This is a genomic window from Spirillospora sp. NPDC046719 (assembly GCF_040645715.1).
In the GTDB taxonomy this organism is placed as follows: Bacteria; Actinomycetota; Actinomycetes; order Streptosporangiales; family Streptosporangiaceae; genus Spirillospora.
The window spans coordinates 621-17,842 of record NZ_JBEYYT010000008.1; the positions used below are offsets into that span (position 1 = coordinate 621).

General features: G+C 70.1%; 12 protein-coding genes and 2 pseudogenes. 6 read left to right on the forward strand and 8 right to left on the reverse strand.

What is annotated here, in order from left to right:
- Positions 1–1,897, reverse strand: a pseudogene (locus tag ABZ914_RS02870) (hypothetical protein); the annotation flags it as partial.
- Positions 1,898–2,059: 162 nt separating this feature from the next.
- On the opposite strand from ABZ914_RS02870, the gene ABZ914_RS02875 reads away from it, so the two are divergent.
- A complete protein-coding gene (locus ABZ914_RS02875) occupies positions 2,060–2,314 on the forward strand; it encodes a hypothetical protein (RefSeq protein WP_500191219.1) in 255 nt (84 codons plus the stop codon).
- A gap of 82 nt (positions 2,315–2,396) precedes the next feature.
- Positions 2,397–2,714 carry a hypothetical protein gene (locus ABZ914_RS02880; protein ID WP_500191221.1) on the forward strand — a complete coding sequence of 106 codons (318 nt, stop codon included), beginning with the start codon at positions 2,397–2,399 and terminating at the stop codon, positions 2,712–2,714.
- 288 nt (positions 2,715–3,002) lie between these two features.
- On the opposite strand, the pseudogene ABZ914_RS02885 reads toward ABZ914_RS02880, so the two are convergent.
- Positions 3,003–3,216 (reverse strand): annotated as a pseudogene (locus ABZ914_RS02885) (helix-turn-helix domain-containing protein); the annotation flags it as partial.
- A 460-nt stretch (positions 3,217–3,676) separates the two neighbouring features.
- Entirely contained in the window at positions 3,677–4,093 is a 417-nt protein-coding gene (locus tag ABZ914_RS02890) for a MazG C-terminal domain-containing protein (RefSeq protein ID WP_500191223.1), read from the reverse strand.
- Here ABZ914_RS02890 and ABZ914_RS02895 point away from each other — a divergent pair.
- A complete protein-coding gene (locus tag ABZ914_RS02895; RefSeq protein WP_500191225.1) occupies positions 4,076–4,909 on the forward strand; it encodes a hypothetical protein in 834 nt (277 codons plus the stop codon). The genes ABZ914_RS02890 and ABZ914_RS02895 overlap by 18 nt on opposite strands.
- Before the next feature lie 144 nt (positions 4,910–5,053).
- Here the strand turns inward: ABZ914_RS02895 and ABZ914_RS02900 are convergent, their stop codons facing one another.
- On the reverse strand, positions 5,054–6,562 hold the full coding sequence (locus tag ABZ914_RS02900; protein WP_500191226.1) for a pentapeptide repeat-containing protein: 1,509 nt from the start codon (positions 6,560–6,562) through the stop codon (positions 5,054–5,056).
- 508 nt (positions 6,563–7,070) lie between these two features.
- Between ABZ914_RS02900 and ABZ914_RS02905 the strand changes: the two genes are divergently transcribed.
- Positions 7,071–7,811, forward strand: a complete 741-nt coding sequence (locus ABZ914_RS02905) for a hypothetical protein (protein ID WP_500191228.1) — start codon at positions 7,071–7,073, stop codon at positions 7,809–7,811.
- Between the two features lie 34 nt (positions 7,812–7,845).
- Here ABZ914_RS02905 and ABZ914_RS02910 read toward each other — a convergent pair whose 3' ends face one another.
- From ABZ914_RS02910 to ABZ914_RS02925, 4 genes are all read right to left on the reverse strand, one after another.
- Positions 7,846–8,124, reverse strand: coding sequence for a GNAT family N-acetyltransferase (locus ABZ914_RS02910; protein ID WP_500191229.1), 279 nt, complete (start codon positions 8,122–8,124; stop codon positions 7,846–7,848).
- 563 nt (positions 8,125–8,687) lie between these two features.
- The gene (locus tag ABZ914_RS02915) at positions 8,688–9,038 is read right to left on the reverse strand and encodes a hypothetical protein (RefSeq protein ID WP_500191231.1); all 351 of its coding nucleotides are present in this window, start codon (positions 9,036–9,038) and stop codon (positions 8,688–8,690) included.
- A 152-nt stretch (positions 9,039–9,190) separates the two neighbouring features.
- Positions 9,191–9,766, reverse strand: a complete 576-nt coding sequence (locus tag ABZ914_RS02920; RefSeq protein ID WP_500191233.1) for a NucA/NucB deoxyribonuclease domain-containing protein — start codon at positions 9,764–9,766, stop codon at positions 9,191–9,193.
- A gap of 1,015 nt (positions 9,767–10,781) precedes the next feature.
- A complete protein-coding gene (locus ABZ914_RS02925) occupies positions 10,782–13,565 on the reverse strand; it encodes a WD40 repeat domain-containing protein (protein ID WP_500191234.1) in 2,784 nt (927 codons plus the stop codon).
- A gap of 375 nt (positions 13,566–13,940) precedes the next feature.
- On the opposite strand from ABZ914_RS02925, the gene ABZ914_RS02930 reads away from it, so the two are divergent.
- Together ABZ914_RS02930 and ABZ914_RS02935 are read left to right on the forward strand one after the other, a co-directional pair.
- Positions 13,941–16,373 carry an AAA family ATPase gene (locus ABZ914_RS02930; protein WP_500191235.1) on the forward strand — a complete coding sequence of 811 codons (2,433 nt, stop codon included), beginning with the start codon at positions 13,941–13,943 and terminating at the stop codon, positions 16,371–16,373.
- A partial coding sequence (locus ABZ914_RS02935; RefSeq protein WP_500191237.1) for a WD40 repeat domain-containing protein occupies positions 16,370–17,222 on the forward strand: 853 nt, incomplete at its 3' end. The genes ABZ914_RS02930 and ABZ914_RS02935, both read left to right, overlap by 4 nt.

Consider the following 17,222-nt stretch of genomic DNA (forward strand, 5'->3'; position numbering starts at 1 on the left):
CGCGTGGGTTGTCGAGGGTGGCGTGTGTGGCGGCTCGGTCGGCCAGCATGGTCACCTGCTCATCCGCCCCGACCTCCCGCAGCTGGTCCAGCAGGAAGGCGACGGCGTACGGGTCATCGAGGGTGGCGTGCGTGGCGGGGTCACGGGCCACCAGTGCCGCCAGCTGCTCATCCGCCTCCATCCACTGCAACATCAACAGCAAGTTGGCGACGGCGCCTGGGGCGGCGAGGGCGACGTGCACGGTGGCATAGGCTGCTGGGCGGTGGTCGGCCGGGTGCAGTGCGTGCAGGTGATCGACGAGCGCGTGTGCTGCGGATGGGTTTCCGTGGGTAGTGGCATTCTTGTGGAGTTGGGTGGCGTCGCGGTACAGGCCCCGGTCCCAGGCGACGTTCGCGAGTGTGGCCTGGTCGGCAGGGTGGGCGTGGGCGGCTGTGGCGATCCAAAGGCTGTGCGGCGGAATCTGGTCGATGCGGGTAAGCCGGCCGTGCTGGTCAAGGTAGTCGGCCAGTTGGTAGCCAGCCACGCCGATGTCGTCGCCGGGTGGAACCGGCCGCAGCGCCTGTACCGCGCCTTTGAGTTCGCGGGTGGCGTATTTCCATCCCTCCGCCAGCCGTGCGCTCCACTGCTCCTGGGTAAGCGCGCGGTGCTGGGGAGCCAGATAGCCGACGACTGCCTGTTGGAGCAGTGGCTGCGGGAGCGGGGGGCGGCATCCCATGCGGATGGCGTCGATCGCGGCGGTGATTAGTGCCTGTCCGAAGGGGGCGGCGCCGGCGCCTTGGAAGTGCTCGAGCAGATCGAAGACGCCGGCTAGGTACTGGGTCACCTGCCGGGCTGCCCCCGCTTGCTCGGCGGCGGTGATCGCCTCGTCCAGGGTGCGGTCGCCGCGCCGGCGGGCGGCGTGCAGGTCTTGGTCGGTGAAGTGGGCGGCGAGGTCGAGCACGCCGCCGCCGCTGTCGGCGGCGGCGTCGACGTCGGCGGGGGAGCGGCCAGTGAGGTCGGGCAGCGCCACCAGCAGATGCCTAACAGCCCGGTTCGGATCGGCGGCACCTGGCTGACCGTTGCGGGGGTCGGTGGTGTAGGTCTTCCAGAACGACGGCCACAGCGTGGTCATCGCCACGATGTGGTCGCGGCCGGTCAGCAGGTCGGCGAGCGCGAACAGGGCATCCGTGCCGGCGGGGTCGTCGGCGTAGTCGCGCAGTTCGTTCAGCCACAGCACCGACCGTGCCGCAACACCGCCCTGCAGCAGCCTCAGCAGCGCGGCGGCGGTCCGCGGATACGCCACCGGCCAGTGAGGCAGCCGGTCCTGCACCGCTTGGTAGGCGGCGCGGGACTTGCCGGTGGAGGAGCCGCCGCGTAGCACCACCAGCCGGTTGGCGGCCGGCGCCGGGTCCAGCAGCCTGTACAGCACATCGTCGTGGGCCCGGCGAACATACGGCGGCAACGCACCGCCGCCGATCGCCCGATGCACCCCCAACGCCACCGGATCCCACCGCCCAATGAACCGCGCCCCGCCACCCGCACCACCGCCCGCGGCACCATCCATGGCGCCGTTCGGGCCGCCACCAGGGCCGGCGCCGGGCAGGATGGTGCGGTGCTGCGCGGTTCGGGAATCGCGGGTCTGCTTGGCCTCGGCCACCAGCGCCATCCACCCGCCGATGTCACCGGGCGCCTCACCCAGATCGGCGGCCGCAGCCGCCTCCAGGCACAGCTCCACCACCGCCAGCAGCGGCGCAGTGTCCTCGGGCAGGTTCCGGCCGCCCTTCCACGAGTACAGCGTGCTGCGCCCCACCACCCAGGGACGCTTGCGCAGCAGCCGGTCCGGGGACAGGCCGGCCGCGCTCAGCAGAGCAGTGAACGCGCGACCAAAGTCCTCTGGTGTACGCGGCAACGAGGCCACCCCTCTTCACGCCCGGCTGCCGAGCCCCGTGCGGATGTCCGAACTCTCCGGATACTGCCGGACCCCGACACGTGAACACCTCACCTGCGACACAACCGGCATGGGTCCGATCTAGTCCAAACCCCCTTCAAGACACCGGGACCAGCCGGCCAACCTGCCGTTATGCCAGCACGACACCCATACCGCCGCCGGTCCCCGGCGACCACCATCGGCGCGGCCACCACCGTCGCCAGCGCGCACGCCGCGCTCTGGCTCGCCGCCCCCTGGCTGGCGATCACCCTCACCCTGCTGGAAGCCGCGCTGACCGTCACCGTCGTGCTCACCGCCCTGTACGCCCCCACCGCGATCAGCGACCGCGCCTTCCGCATGCTGCCCTGGACCACCCCGCCCCCGGCCCGGCGCCGAGCCTCTCCTTGACCACGTCCCCGGGCGCGTTCCACTCCGAGGCGCACTGGTCTTCGTGCGGGACGCCACCGCAGACCTCCTTAAGGATCACTCGATGCCGCTTCGGTTGGTCGACCCAGAGCTGTCCGCGCGGTCGATCAGGCGGTACACCGTGTCGCTGTCGCGTCTCTACGGCTACGCCTCCCAGGTGATGGACCAGCCGCCGCGCAACCCGGTGTCCGAGGAGGTCACGCCGAAGGTCGACGAGCAGGACCCCTCCACCGCCGCCCGGATCCTCGAAAAGGACGGCGTCCGGGCCGTCGCCAAGCAGGCGACCAGCCTGTGCGACCAGGTCCTGATCAGCCTGCTGTACATGCTGGCCGACCGCGTCACCGAGATCTGCTCGGCCGATGCGCAAGACCTACGTTCCTGAACGTCACTCGCAAAGCCGACTTTGCCGAACGATCTTCGTGTGTGTGACGTGCTGACCTGTGCATCCACGTGGCACACATGTGGTTCGCGTTTGCTCGGGCCACTTGGTTCGTTCGGCGCATGTTCGCCTGCTCGTCGATCTGCCAGATCGCTTGCCGCGCACCCTTCTCAATGTTCTCGAAACAGTCCTCGATGGCCGCGAACTCGGTGAAGAGCATGTGCTTTGCGTTGCCCCGAGCGCGGGCGTGCGCCAGGTCGGCGTCGTAAATGCCCTGTCGTGCGGCCGCACGTTGCGCTTCAGCTCCCGCGAGACCGTCGAGGGCGCCCGGCCCAGCCGACGAGCGATCTCCAGCACCCCATGGCCGCGCTCGCGCAGTGTGGAAATACGCTGCCGCTCCAGCAGCGACAAGTACCGAGACGATCGAGAGTCCTCCGCCACCCGGAGGGGGGATGCCACCCCGCTCGGCCCGCCACCGGTATCCGGTCTTGCGGCCGTTCCCCACCTGGCGGCACGCCTAAACCGTCCCGACATCGGCCAGGACGAGTCTCCAGTACTCGTCCTCAAGCTCCAGCTGCCGCTTACGTCCCCGTCGCCCCAACTCCACACCCCTTCACATACCAGGAGTGTTGCGACAAGTACTGGAACCCGCTCGTCGGCAAGGGGTCAGAATTCGCGCGTCGTTGACAGGCGAGGTCGATCAGGACGTCGTCGCCGTCTTTGCGATGTAGGCGGATCCTGCACGAGCAGATCGCAGTGTCGGCCTCCTTTTCCGACGCGTTGCCCGAGGAGGCCCCGGCGGGAGGTGGGGAGCGGGCACCGACCAGATAGCTGACCGGCCGCACGAGGAAATCCGAAGGTGGTGATCGCGGTCGGGTGCCGATCACCTTAGCCGCCGGCGGCCGGAGCCGACGGCCGGGTGAGCGAAACCTCTTACTGAAGCGGTGCAGGTAGGCCGCCCGGAGTCACTCGCGGGCGAGCTCGCGGGTCTGGAGCGGGCGGACCGTGAGGGTCTGGGTGGACATGTCGACCTCGATCACGCCGCCGTCGGTCTGACGGAGCTCCCTCCATGCCTCGTATCCGGTGAGGATCGCCTTCTCCCAGTCGGCAGCTCGATGCGCGGCCACCTCCAGATGGCCGACCATGGACGCGATGACGTCGAGGAGTTCGTTGTCGATGTGGGCCTTGCCATCCAGGAAGTTGTGTCGGCTGGCGTAGGCGAACACCAGCGCCGACACGCCCTCCTCGATGGCGATGGCCCTGCCGCCGTCCTCGGCCTCGTCCATCTCGGCGTTGGAGCGGCGCTTGCGGTGCAGCAGCGACCGCATCACCGGCGACCAGCCGAGCACTGCCAGGTAGGAAAGGTGGAACACGTCGTGCATGCGGTAATCGTCCTCGACGGGACCGAGGCCCGGATGAGCGCCGGTGAGCTACCCGCTGCTTACGGTGCCATTCTGGACACAGTCGAGATCCTGTTCTGTTACGTGGCGCAGGTCGCCCTCGCAATTGGCCGGGCCGAGGGGATTAGCTTCGGTGCAATGGCGGCGATCAGGGAGAAGCTTGCCAGCGGTCGCAGTGGTCCCGGCTTTGGTGACTGGGTCGCTGTCCTGGACGAAGCTGCTACCAGCCGCCACTTGCGTAATCTACCGGTTGAACACCCGCTCCAGGACATCTCCGGCCTCTTGGTGGGCTCAGACGCCACTGATGCTCGTAAGCGCCTGTACGACCGTCGCAATGACCAAGCTCATCTGCGACGGATCGATCCAATCGACCTACCGGCCGCTGTTCAGGCTGCCTTCGCAGATTTGGTCACGCTGGCTAAAAGGGCTCGGTTCCTCGCCGATTTGCCGCTCCTGCATGTCACCGACGTAGGCTGGGACTCTTTGGAGAGGGCTGCACAGGTTTGCTTCCGTGAACTCATGGGAGACCATCCGGTGGTGCCGACCAGAGGCATGGTCGTGCCTAGCAACGATGTTGAGAAGGGCAGTCTGTATCTGCGAGATTCCGGGCATAAGTTGCACTTGCTACGCCCATTCTTGATTGGGCAAGACTGTCCAATCTGTCGGTCATGGTCTACGTTCCATGTTGATCGCGTTCCCAAGGGGGGCGTGTCCTTTAAGTGCCTTGAGCGTGGGCACACCTTCAAAGAGCCTTCGCCCGCCATGCTGACGGTTCTGGAACGTGCTGGCCTGCTGTGACGGACGGGGGTGCTCTAAGCTCCCGGGTGGAGCGACGTGAGAAGGCCTTCCGCGAGTGCGGCCCAGTAATTCAACTCCCGAACTGAGCCCACCCGCCTGACCCGAACTGGTCGACGCGCGGGCGAGGTCGTGCTACGAGGGCCTTTAGCGAGGCGTCGACCTCAAGTGGTTAGCCACCGACCTCGGCAAGCCGCGGGGCCGCCTCCCGGTTGCAGTCTCGAACATGAGGAGGGCGCCCACCATCGAGGCGCCTTCGAAATCGACCGTGGCGTCCCCGAATACGGCGTTATCGAAGTGGATGCTACCGGAAGTCTGGAATTGAGTCCCACGGAAGTCGACCGTTCCGCCCGCGAACTGGGCACCACGGAACTCAACTGAGCGGTACCCAATCATGGCCTCCCGGAAGTCGACCGTCGCACCGTCGAACTTGGTGTCATTAAATGCTACTTTCCCTCTGAAGTTGGTGCCTCGGAAAGTCGCGGTGCCGCGCTCGAAGTGGGCGCTCCGGAAGGAGACATATTCACCCCCGAACTCCCGGATACCCCCGAACTCGGCCTGTGTGAAGTCGACTAGACCGCCCTCGAACTTGGCGTCCTCGAACGTCGTGCTGGCCATGAGTCGAGCCTCCCGGAAGTCGACCGTCCCGTTCGCGAACTGGGCACCGCGGAAGTCAACTATGCGGCAGTCGAACACGCTGCTTTGGAAGTCGACCGTGGCGCCCTCGAACTCGGTGTCGGCGAACGTGACTTGGCTGCCTCTGAAGGCGGTATCCCGGAAGATGATCGTGCCGCTCTTGAAGTGGGAGGTCCGGAAGTTGAGGCTCATCACCCCGAACCCAGCCTGCGTGAAGTCGACTAGGCCGCCCTCGAACTTGGCGCCGCTGAAGTCGACCGTGCCCCTCTTGAACTGGGCCGCCCGGAAGCCGACCGTGCCGGGCCTGAACCGAGCGCCCTGGAATGAGACCCGCGTGGTGTTGAAGACCGCATTGCTGAAGTCCCCGCCGTCGAAGACGACGTCAGTGAAGTCGAGATTGTAGCCCTGCCAGGAAACCGTGGCGTTATTCCGCAGGTGGCTGCTGATGACGCGGATGACGGTGTGGCGGACCTCGCGGATCGCACGGAAGGTGGCACGGGCACGGGCGTACTCGGCGTCGCTCTGGCCATACTCTCGCAGATCGGGATCGGGTTCGTAGGGCAGGCGCAAGTACGCGCACAGCACGTCGATGCAGGTCTGGCGTAGCTGGCGGGTAGGGGCGTCATCGGCCAGGCCGGCCAGCGCATGGACCCCGCCCAACTGGACGGCGGGGGAGGCGTCGCCGAGCTGCGCCACCGCGGCGGTGAACCGGTCGCTGTGGAGCTTGGTGTCCTCACGGAGCGCGGCGTTCTCCTCCGTGCGCTGCTTGCGGTAGGCCACGACCAGGGCCACCAGGCCGCCCAGCCCGGCCACGAACGCGAACGACAGCTTCACCAGGTCGAACAGCACCGATGAGGTGACCTGCTTCTCGTGCTTGACGCCGTGCACGTCGAGAAGGTGCAGTCCCAGCCACAGTATCGTCCCGGTGATCGCCACGGCTGCGATGAACGTGGCCGCCAGCGCAGCCCACACCGGGATCAGCCGCGCCGGTCGCCGTGCCCCGCCCTGTTGCCCGCCCATGCCGTTCAGACGCTTGCAGCGGATCCGGCGTTCACCCGTCTCAAGGCCGCCACCGGCCAGCCGTTCCGCTCCGTTCCGCTCCGTTCAACGCCGCTTAACACCGCCTAACGTTCAACATCGTTTAACGCTGTTCAGAGTCGTGCAACGCCGTTCGCCGGTGGTTCGCCGGCGCTACCCTCCGGTCGCCGGTGTTCATCTCCGGTCGAAACCGGTCGAGGGTGTTCGGCTCTGTTCGCCGGCGTTCGCGGAAGCGTTCCAGGTCGTTCGCGGTCGTTCTGGATCATTCCGGGGTGCCTGGGCGGGGCGAGGCGGTGTGTGTGCAAAATGGAACAGCGGCGACCAGCAGCGGCACAACGATCTGCGCGAGAAGTGCTGTCATGGGATCAGCACATCGCGGCGGGGTCCGCTGGCGGTCTGCTGTGGGTCCGGCCGTGGACCGGACCCACTCCGTTGGCGCGCCTGCCGCGGACCAGGAGCCTGCCGCACAATGACGAAGGGCGTGAGCCCCATGGACGCATCAGACGATCCGCCAGCCGCCCTCGACCTCGTCGTGTACGGGCCGGACCGCGCGGAGTTTGGGGTCAGCCAGATCCCCGCGGACATGATGGTCCGGGAGTTCGCGGCGGAGTTCATGCGGGACGCCTACGGGGTGCCCGGCGCCCGGAGGTTCCGGCTGATCGTCGATGTGGAGGACCCCGCCACCTCCGAGCTGCTGCGGCTCGACTCTGGCGCGACGCTCCACGAAGCCGGCCTGCGGGACGGCTCTCGCCTCTACGTCAGCCCGGAGCCCACCGCCGGAGGGTTCGGGCTGCCCGAGGTAGCCTCGTTCATCACCGGAGCGATCCTCAGCGGCGCCGTCGGGAACGCGGGCTATGACCTCCTCAGGGCGGCGTGCCGGTCGCTGGGTGGACGCTGGTCGGGCCGGAGGCGGCTCCTGGGACGACGGGCCCTACGAGCCGGTGATGCGGTGGAGATGGCCCGAGCCGCCGCCTCCATCAAGTTCAGCATCCGAGACCCGGACCGACTGCGCCTGGTCGTGGCGCGGCCGATCAGGCTGCGCTACGACCAGAGCGGGATTACCTCCATGAAGGTGAAGCGGCTCGCTTCGCTGCGCGGTTCGGCGCGCTCCTGGAGCTGCGTGTTCAGCCTGGAGGAGGCGGGCCTGCCGGCCTCGATGACGGTCGTCGTGCAGGCCAACCCGCCGGACCCGGAGCGTACGGGCGTCTACGTCGTCCTGCCCGATGAGTGAGGTGGGCTTCCGGCTGCCCCCGACAGCGGCGGGATCACAGGTCGCAGGCGAAGAAGCGTTCCGAGGGGTCGGTGTAGATCCCGGCCGGCACGCTGAACATGGTCAGCTTGACGCCCTGTCCCTCTTTCAGCACCGTGAGGCCCTGCCGCTTGTAGTAGGTCTCCAGGCCGCTCCCGGCCTCGAACTGCCCGTACAGCAGCAGGTAGCGCAGTTGGCTGTAGATCTGGCGGCACGAGGCGATGAGCGCTGCGGCGATTCCGCCCGAACGGTGCGCGGGGTCGACCGCCACGGCCTTGAGCTTGATGACCTTCAATAGGCCAACCAGCGACTCCATGTCCGGGATGCCGATGTTCCATCGTTATCTGGGGCTATTGAGCGAACACGCTGGTCAGAGGCTCGGCGCGGTATAGGCATGTCCGTCACGTAGTAGTTCTTCGAGCTGCGCCCCGAGCTTTGCCTGGCTCGTTGGACGGCCTGGTGGCGTGGGCCCGTCGGGCTGGAAGGTGTCGCTCTGCCAGGCCGGGGTGTCGCGCAGCTCGTCCTTGGCTCGCCCGGTGAGCTCCCAGGCCCGGTAGGTGTCGGGGGTGCGCTGGCCGCCGCGACGGCAGCGACAGCCGCAGCAACAGCCCATGCCCCTGTCGGGCTCGGTCGGCGAGCGCCGTCCAGGCCCAGGTCCCGGGCGCGGAGGCGTCGGCGACCTGGCCGTCGGGCTCGGCTTCCGGCGCGCGTCCGGTCTCCCAAGGTGTTGCCGATGTGTTCAGGGTCGCTGCAGGCCCACCGGGTGCAGGGCTTGTCGGTGACGGTGTCTTCGGGGTCGTTGGCGCAGGGAGTGCTGGCTTCGCGCCTCACGTAGGCGGTGCCAGCGCTCTGGGCTGTCTAGGAGGGCGCATGGAGCTGCTGACTGATCTTTGTGGCGATCGTCTGCAGCCGGTGGGCGTCCAGGTGGCTGTCGCGGGAGGTGGTGCGCTCTGCCACGTGAGCCCATCGGTCCAGCGCGGTGAGGGTGAGGGCCCATTGGGGTGGGGTCAGTGGCACGGTGACGGTCTGGTCCGGGTGGGGCCAGGCGGTGAATCCGGCGGGTTCGGTGGGCCAGTCGGGCAGTTGCGCCCATCCGGTCTCACGGATACGCAGGGCCAGCTCGGCGACCTGGTCGTCACCGGCGCCGAGAGAGGCTTCGTTGTCGAGCACCGCGTCGACTTGCAGCCAGTCGCTGACCGGCAGCGTCACCGGGCGCGGGGGCTCCTGGGGTGCGTTCATATCCACGTTCCTGCCCAGGCGGTCTCCCGCCGCCGCGCCCTGCGAGCGAGCGGCGGGAGATCCATCGAGTGCGGTCCTTGGCCGGCGCCGGTGCCAGCGCTGGTGCCTGGACCCGCCACGGGCTAGACTTGGACGTAGAAGGGGTCGTTGTCGATGACGCGGTTCTGCTTGTAGAAGCCGGTGATGAACCCCGCTTGCTTGTTTTGCTGGTCGGTGGGGACGAAGGCCCAGCCGTGCCCCATCCCGGTCAGGGCGTTGCCGCCTTCCTTGGTGGAGGCGAAGGGGTACTCGTCGCAGAACTTGCCAGCCGGGCGGGGTCCGGTGACACGGATGTTGCAGGCTTCCTCGCGGTTCTCGCGTTGCTCGGCCGGGTCGGCTTCGCGATGCAGCGCGAAGGCCGGCTTACCGGGCACGCCGTAGCCCCCGCGGGCCTGGATGCCGCGGATGTTGTCGGCGATGTCGGGCAGCTGGGTCATACTCGTCATGGTCGGGATGTAGGCGGGGTTGATACAGCCGGCCAGCAGGCCCTCGAACTCGTCGTCGCAGCGGACCCTGATCTGCAGGACGCCGTGTCCCGTCGTGGTGGTGTCGGCTTCGGGGATGCGCGGGGTGATGTTGACGGCCAGCTCGGGTTCGTGGTGGGAGCGGGTGGTGTCGAGGTAGGAGAAGGTGCCGCTGTAGCTGGCGCCGGCGGCCATCGAACCCGACAGGGAACTGCTGGTGGAGCAGGGGTAGTCGCAATCGGGGTCGAAGTCGGCGCCCGACCCCGCGGGCAGGCTTGAGGACAGGACCTGGTCAGCTTCACGGTGAACGACGGAGAGTTGACCTTGGTGGTCAGCTCCAGCGTGGAGCGGTAGTCGGCCTCTCCATGGGGGACGCCGTCGACCAGCCGCAGCACCCGGCCGGTGCGGGTCTCACACGAGGTGAACCGCGTCATCTCCGCACAGGCGGCCACGGACTGCGCATGACCTCGGGCTGGGATGTCCCAGATGGCCTTGGCCTGGCGAGTGTGCCCGCCCGGGCCGGTCGCCCGGTTGGGAGCGGGCGAGGGAGACATGCGGCGAAGGCCGCTGGAGGCGTCGTCGGCGGAGAACCTGATGTGGTGTGGCGGGACCGCCGAGGCTGCGGGAGCTAGCACGCCGAGCGTCAGCGTGACCAGCCCGACCAGCGCGATTGTCCGGCGCACCCGCCCGAACCTTGCGGCCAGGGAGCTGTGCATCGAACCTCTTCGGGATTGAGGGACGCGGGGTGCGAGCACAATGTGTTACCGGTCAGCTACTCAATCCAGAGGCGCGGGAGTCACTCGTCGCTTACCGGGATCCTGCGATCACCTGCGGGACAACGATCCGTTGCGTCCGGATCCGGCATGCCTGCCGTTGAACCGGCCGGTGATGGTCGGGCGCCTGATCGCCATGCGCCGCTTCCGCCAGCCGCGCGGTCGAGGACCCGCACACGTTCCTCGGCGCCAGGGGTGCGTTCGGAGGCACGGGCCGTTCGGTGGCCGGTCAGCTGGCGGCGGGTGGCGGCCTTGGTCTGCACACCGGCTAGCGAGTACGAGCCGGGCGGCGGATCGGCGATCAGGCGTTCCACGATGTGCAGAGCGTGCGGCCGCCCACCCGCCGGACGCGGGTCGCGACGGGCTTGGCGCCGTCGGGCGGCGGCGGCAGCGTCGGATCGGGGAACGGGTCAGCAAGCATCGGTGGCTCCCAGCGGTCAGTGGGGCCGTGCAGAGCGCGGCGGTCGCCGCCGCCCGAAGATCCTGATCGTGCGGATCTCGTAGCGGCCTGGGTCGTAGGGGTACAGGTGAACGACCAGCAGGCGCCTGCTCCGGGTGAGGCGGAGGATCACCACCCGGTGGTCGGGCTCTGGGCCGTGGGGGTCGATGCGTTCGATGTCCATGTAGCGGATGCGGCGGCGGGAATGCCCCACGGCGACGGCGGCGTCCATGGCCGCACGAACAACCTGCGCGTCGGTCATCAGCGACCGGATCGGTGGTCTGTCCCGGGGAGGGTGATGGCGCCGAAGCAGCCGCCGGACGGTCGCGACCAAGCCGGCGTCGGCGCGGTTACCGAGCACCCCACTCACGACCGCGGCGTTGGTGAAATCGATGGCTTCTACCGAGAAGCCACCCCAAGCGGGCTGTTGGCGGGGTGGCTCTGACCAGGTCGGGAGCCCGGCGCTCGGCGGGGCCGCGACCGAAGGCGTTTCCGCGGCAGCGTGTTTGCCCGTGGCCGAGTCCTCGGGTGATGGGCTTAAGGGCTGGGAGGTCAGGCAGCCGACCTCCCAGCCAAAGCCCACTACCAGTGCCCGCCCATCCTCCGGCATCGCTAGCGCCGACACCGCGCGCGGGAAGTCGAAACGGTGCACCACTACACCCTTGGCCAGGTCCCACACTCGCACCGTCTCATCGAAGACAGCGCTGGTGACGGCGACGGGCCGACCCTCCAGCACCGTGCACGCCACGGCGTAAACCCCGTGGGTGTGGCCGGTGAGGGGCTCGCCGCGCGGGGCGCCGGTGGCCAGGTCCCATACCCGCGCCGCCCGATCGAAGACAGCGCCGGTGACGGCGACGGGCCGCCCCTCCAACACCGTGCACGCCACCGTCCACACAATGCCGTCGTGGCCGGTGAGCGGCTCACCGACCAGAGTTCCCGTGGCCAGGTCCCACACTCGCACCGTCTCATCGCCGGTGCCGCCGGTGACGGCGACGGGCCGACCCTCCAGCACCGTGCACGCCACTGCGTGGACCCCGCCGTGGTGGCCGGTGAGCGGCTCGCCATGCGGAGCGCCGGTCGCCAGGTCCCACACCCGGACCGTCTCATCGCCGGTGCCGCCGGTGACGGCGACGGGCCGACCGTCCAGCACCGTGCACGCCACGGCGTAAACCCCGTGGGTGTGGCCGGTAAGGAACTCGCCGCGCGGGGCGCCGCTGGCCAGGTCCCACACCTGGACCGTCCCATCGCCGCCGCCGGTGACGGCGACGGGCCGGCCCTCCAACACCGTGCACGCCACCGTGTCCATCCAGCCCCTATTGCCGGTGAGCGGCTCACCGACGAGAGTTCCCGTGGCCAGGTCCCACACCCGCACTGTCCCATCGCCGCCGCCGGTGACGGCGACGGGTCGGCCCTCCAACACCGTGCACGCGACCGCGTCCACCCCGCGGGTGTGGCCGGTGAGGGACTCGCCGCGCGGGGCGCCGCTGGCCAGGTCCCACACCCGCACCGTCCAATCGCCGCCGCCAGTGACGGCGACGGGTCGGCCGTCCAGCACCGTGCAGGCGACCGCGTCCACCCCGACGGTGTGGCCGGTGAGGGGCTCACCCAGTTGGGTTCCGGTGGCCAGGTCCCACACCCGCACCGTCTCATCGCGGGTGCCGCCGGTGACGGCGACGGGTCGGCCCTCCAACACCGTGCACGCGACCGCGTCCACCCCGCGGGTGTGGCCGGTGAGGGGCTCACCGAGTTGGGTTCCGGTGGCCAGGTCCCATACCCGCACCGTCGCATCGCCGCCGCCGGTGACGGCGACGGGTCGGTCGTCCAGCACCGTGCAGGCGACCGCGTCCACCCCGTCGGTGTGGCCGGTGAGGGGCTCACCCAGTTGGGTTCCGGTGGCCAGGTCCCACACCCGCACCGTCTCATCGCGGGTGCCGGCGGTGACGGCGACGGGCCGACCGTCCAGTACCGTGCAGGCCACTGCGCGCACCCCGCCGTCATGTCCGGTGAGTGGCTCGCCATGCGGAGCGCCGGTCGCCAGGTCCCATACCCGCACCGTCGCATCGCCGCCGCCGGTGACGGCGACGGGCCGACCGTCCAGCACCGTGCAGGCGACCGCGTGCACCCCGCCGTCATGTCCGGTGAGTGGCTCGCCATGCGGAGCGCCAGTGGCCAGGTCCCACACCCGCACCGTCCCATCGACGCCGCCGGCGACGGCGACGGCGACCGGCCGACCGTTCAACATTGTGCAAGCCACCGCCCCCACCAGGCCGTCGTGGCCGGTGATGGTGGAGCGGTGGGCAGGGCTGATCTGGCTGCGGGTGATCCACGCCGGACGCCATGGGAACCGGGCGGCGCTAGGACGCAGGGCATGGGAGAGAGCGGACGCCTGGTGGCGCAGTGCGTCGACGGCGAGCACGTCTTGGCGTGCTCGAGCCGTGCGGGTGCGGTGCTCTGGGATCGAGGTCCGGTACACCGCGGCGTTGCGGCGGGCCCGCGTGCTGTGCGCGCGGTGCAGGAGCGGGAGCAGTGTCTCGGGGGCGGCGTGGACCAGGAACTGCGGATCGGTCAGCAGTTCATCGAGGCGTCCGGCGGCGGCGGCGTGCTGCGCGGCGTGCCGCAGCTCGTACTCGCCCGCCTCCACCCACGCCCGCGTCGCAGTGTCGCCTTCCGTGGCATCACGGGCAGCGCCCGTGTCGGCGTCTGGATCGCTGGGTGCCGTGATGCGGGGCAGCAGCCGGTCCAGCACCCGCGACTCCCAGACGCTCGCGTCCGTCACCGCCACGCCACCGCCCCTTTCCGCCGGGTCCGGCTCGGTCCCCGAGCCCACGAGCATCTGCTCCGCTCTCCGGGCCGGTGACCGTGCGGACCGGGAGTCGTGGGTGCCCTTCATGATGTCCCACCCGCCGGCCGGCCGCAGGGGCTTCCCCGGCGTCCCGTGGCGCGGTGGATCGCACGGCGAGTGGCTCATGTGCGGGCGGCTCGCCGAGTGCTCGACCACCGGCGACGGGCGGAAATCCGAGATCGCCGGGTGCCGGACCGGAACCGGACGGGATTGACTGATTCGCCGAGCCGCTGGGGAAGAGACCGTTACTCTCCGGTTCTGGGCCCGCCGGCCGGCGGGCGCCGGGGAGGCGCCGCCGGATGGAAGGGGCTGGGGGTGGAGGGTCCGACACGGCGGGCGTTGTGCGCGGTGATCGGGTCGTTCTCCAGCGGCGAGCAGGAACCCGCGCCGGGCACCCTGGCCGACATTCCCGACGCGGGCACGCTGCGGGGCGAGATGGTGGCGGCGTTGCAGGGGCTGGGCTACGACTGCACCGTGCTGGAGGACGACCCGCCCGCCGCCGAGCTCGGCGCCGCGGTGCGGGGGTTCTTGGCCGAGCCGATGCCGGCCGACGGGCTGCGGATCGTGCATGTGCTCAGCCACGGCGCCAAACCGGTGAACATCGGGGGGTTGGAGGTGTGCGGCGGGGACGGCGAGCACGGCGCCGCCACCGACGTCGAGGACTGGCTGAAGCAGATCGACCGCGACCCGGCCGCGCCGGCGACGCTGGTGCTGCTGGATGTGTGCCGGGCCGGGACCGCGACCCGGCTGCCACACCAACTGACGATCGGGCGGCGCCGCAGCGTGGTGCTGGCCGCCTCAGCAGCCGCCGACCCCGCCTACGACGCCAACTTCACCCGCGCCGCCATCACGGCGTTGACCAAGGTCGCCGACGGCCACTACGACGTCGCCCGCGGGTTCGACTTCGTGAGTCCCGGTCAGGTCGCCCGGGACATCGAGGCGATGGTCGCCGCCCCCGGATACGGCCAGCAGGTGACCTCCAGCCTGCACTCCCTGCTGGACGATGTGCCCCGGTTCCGGTTCTTCCCCAACCGGAAACCGCACGACGCCGACCAGCTCCCCGAGGGCATCGACCCGGGCATCGGTGACCTGGCGGTGGGCCTGGACCCCGTGCACTTCATCGACCGCGCCTACGCCTCCGGCCTGTTCCCGCGCATGGCCACCGGACTGTTCCAGGGCCGCGACCGGCTACTGCACCAGCTGTCGGCGTGGCTGGACGGGACAGGGACAACCGCCAGCGCATCAGCCGGACCAACGACAGATGGCACTGCGGTCCAGCGGGCCGCGGTCGAGGGCGCTGAGGGCGGGAGGGTCGCGGGCGGGAGGTTGCGAGTGGTGACCGGAAGCCCCGGCTCGGGCAAGTCGGCGCTGCTGGGGGTGCTGGTGTGCGCCGCGCATCCGCAGTTGCGCACCGCGACCGACCCGGCGTGGAACCGGCTCGCGCACGTACCCTCGCGCAACCAGGACCTGGTCGCCGTGCACGCCCGGCAGCTGACCACCCAGCAGGTCATCGACTCCCTGGCCCGCCAGCTGCGGCTACCACCCCCCAACGGCACGAACCCCGACCCCGCGGACACCGCCGGCTCGGGCGCCGAAGCGCGCGGCGGTGCCGCCGATGCGGCGACCGGCGCGGCAGGCTCACCGGCGCAAGCGGCGCGACGGGAGGGGCGGCAGGCGACGTGGCGGGAGGGGTGGAGCATGCAGGACCTGCTCGAGGGCATCACGGCAGCGTCCACACCCCCGGTGGTCGTGATCGATGCTCTGGACGAGGCCGCGCAACCCGCCGAGCTTCTGCAACTGCTGCTGCGGCTGGCCGACCGCGCCGGAGGCCAGGAAACCCACCACGAGCGCGACGGCGGTGGGCGGGACGGCGATGCGTGGGGCGGCGGTGGTTGCCGACTGCTGGTGGGCACCCGCCGCTGGCGGCAGTTCACCCCGCTGCTGGAACGCGCCCGCGCCCACGGCGGGCTGATCGACCTCGACGACGAACCCGCCGGCGAGGTCCGCCGGGCTATCACCGGCTACGTCACCGCGCTGCTGGCCCGCCAAGCCCCATACGACACCGCCGCCTACGCCAACGCCCGCACCGCCTTCGCCGAAGGCCTGGCCACCGCCCTCACCACCGCCCCCTCACCGGCGTCGAACCCTCAGCGGACCGGGAGGCTGGACAGCGGACCGGTCCGCTCGCCGTCCCACCCGACTTCCGGCCCTCTTGGGAGCGCTTTGGACGGCGGCGTCTCTGACAGCGTCTCTGGAAGCGGCTATGGCGATGTCAGCGGTGGGCTGTCGGGCGGTGTGGCCGACGCCGACGATCCCGGCTGGGGCCCGTTCCTGGTCGCCGCGCTGTACACCCACCACAAGGTCACCGACCAGGCACTGCCCGCCGACCCGGCGGCGGCGCGGGCCCGCGGCGCGCAGGTCCCCCTCAGCCTGCCGGAGGTAATGGAGATGGACCTGCAGGCTCGCCGCCAAGACCAGTGGGCGCGGCCGCTGCTGGCCGCCTGCGCCTTCGCCCGCGGCGACGGCATGCCGCTGGACACCCTCATGCACGTCGCCCCGGTCTTCCACCCCGACACCCAGCCCGCCGGCCGCCCCGTCGCGGACCCGACCTTCGAACAGGCCCAGGCCAGCCTGGCCAACATCCGCTTCTACCTGCGGCTGACCCCCGACCACCGCGGCGTCATCCACTACCGGCTGTTCCACCAAGGCCTCACCGACTACCTGCGCCACCACCCCACCGCCCCATGACCCCGCCCCCCACCAGCCCCCGCCACTGGGAAGCCCAGATCCTGGAACGGCTCCTGCCCGCTCGCGCCACCGACGGCCCCGCGGCGCCCCCGACGCTCCCCACAACACCCCGCACCACAATCCAACCGGCGGATCCTCGACCGAGGCCGACACCAGCCGAGCGGCCACGCGCGTGGGCGACCGCCGACCACTACGCCCTGACCCACGCCGCCGACCACGCCGCCGCCGCCGGCCGACTCGACGAGCTGCTCACCGACCCCGAATTCCTCGTCCACGCCGACCCCACCGGGCTGATACCACTACTGAACCGCGCTCACGGCGAGCGCGCCCGTCGCTACGCCGCCCTGTATCACACCTCCGCCCACCGACATCGGAACCTGACGCCACAAGCACGCCGCACACTGCTGGATATTGACGCCGCTCGCCACCAAATCCCTGGTCTCTTCGCAGCTTCGCAAGGCGCCAGCAACGAGTCGATATGGCGACCACTCTGGTCGACCGGTGGCCAGATCAGCGGCGCGAACCTCGGCGTCCTTAACGGCCACAGCCGGGTGCACGCGGTGGCGTGCACCGAGTTGAACGGCCGCCCGGTCGCCGTCACCGGGGGTGGGGATGCGATGGTGCGGGTGTGGGACCTGACCACCGGCGCCCCGCGCGGCGAACCGCTCACCGGCCACACCGACACAGTGGACGCGGTGGCATGCACGATGGTGGACGGCCGCCCGGTCGCCGTCACCGGCGGCGCCGATGGGACGGTGCGGGTGTGGGACCTGACCACCGGCGCCCCGCGCGGCGAACCGCTCACCGGCCACACCGACACAGTGGACGCGGTGGCATGCACGATGGTGG

What these genes read in the sequence shown, in the direction of transcription:
- ABZ914_RS02875 (WP_500191219.1), top strand. Translation starts at nt 2,060, where the DNA reads ATGCCAGCACGACACCCATACCGCCGCCGGTCCCCGGCGACCACCATC.
- ABZ914_RS02880 (WP_500191221.1), top strand. Translation starts at nt 2,397, where the DNA reads ATGCCGCTTCGGTTGGTCGACCCAGAGCTGTCCGCGCGGTCGATCAGG.
- ABZ914_RS02890 (WP_500191223.1), bottom strand. Translation starts at nt 4,093, where the DNA reads ATGCACGACGTGTTCCACCTTTCCTACCTGGCAGTGCTCGGCTGGTCG.
- ABZ914_RS02900 (WP_500191226.1), bottom strand. Translation starts at nt 6,562, where the DNA reads ATGGGCGGGCAACAGGGCGGGGCACGGCGACCGGCGCGGCTGATCCCG.
- ABZ914_RS02905 (WP_500191228.1), top strand. Translation starts at nt 7,071, where the DNA reads ATGGACGCATCAGACGATCCGCCAGCCGCCCTCGACCTCGTCGTGTAC.
- ABZ914_RS02920 (WP_500191233.1), bottom strand. Translation starts at nt 9,766, where the DNA reads ATGGCCGCCGGCGCCAGCTACAGCGGCACCTTCTCCTACCTCGACACC.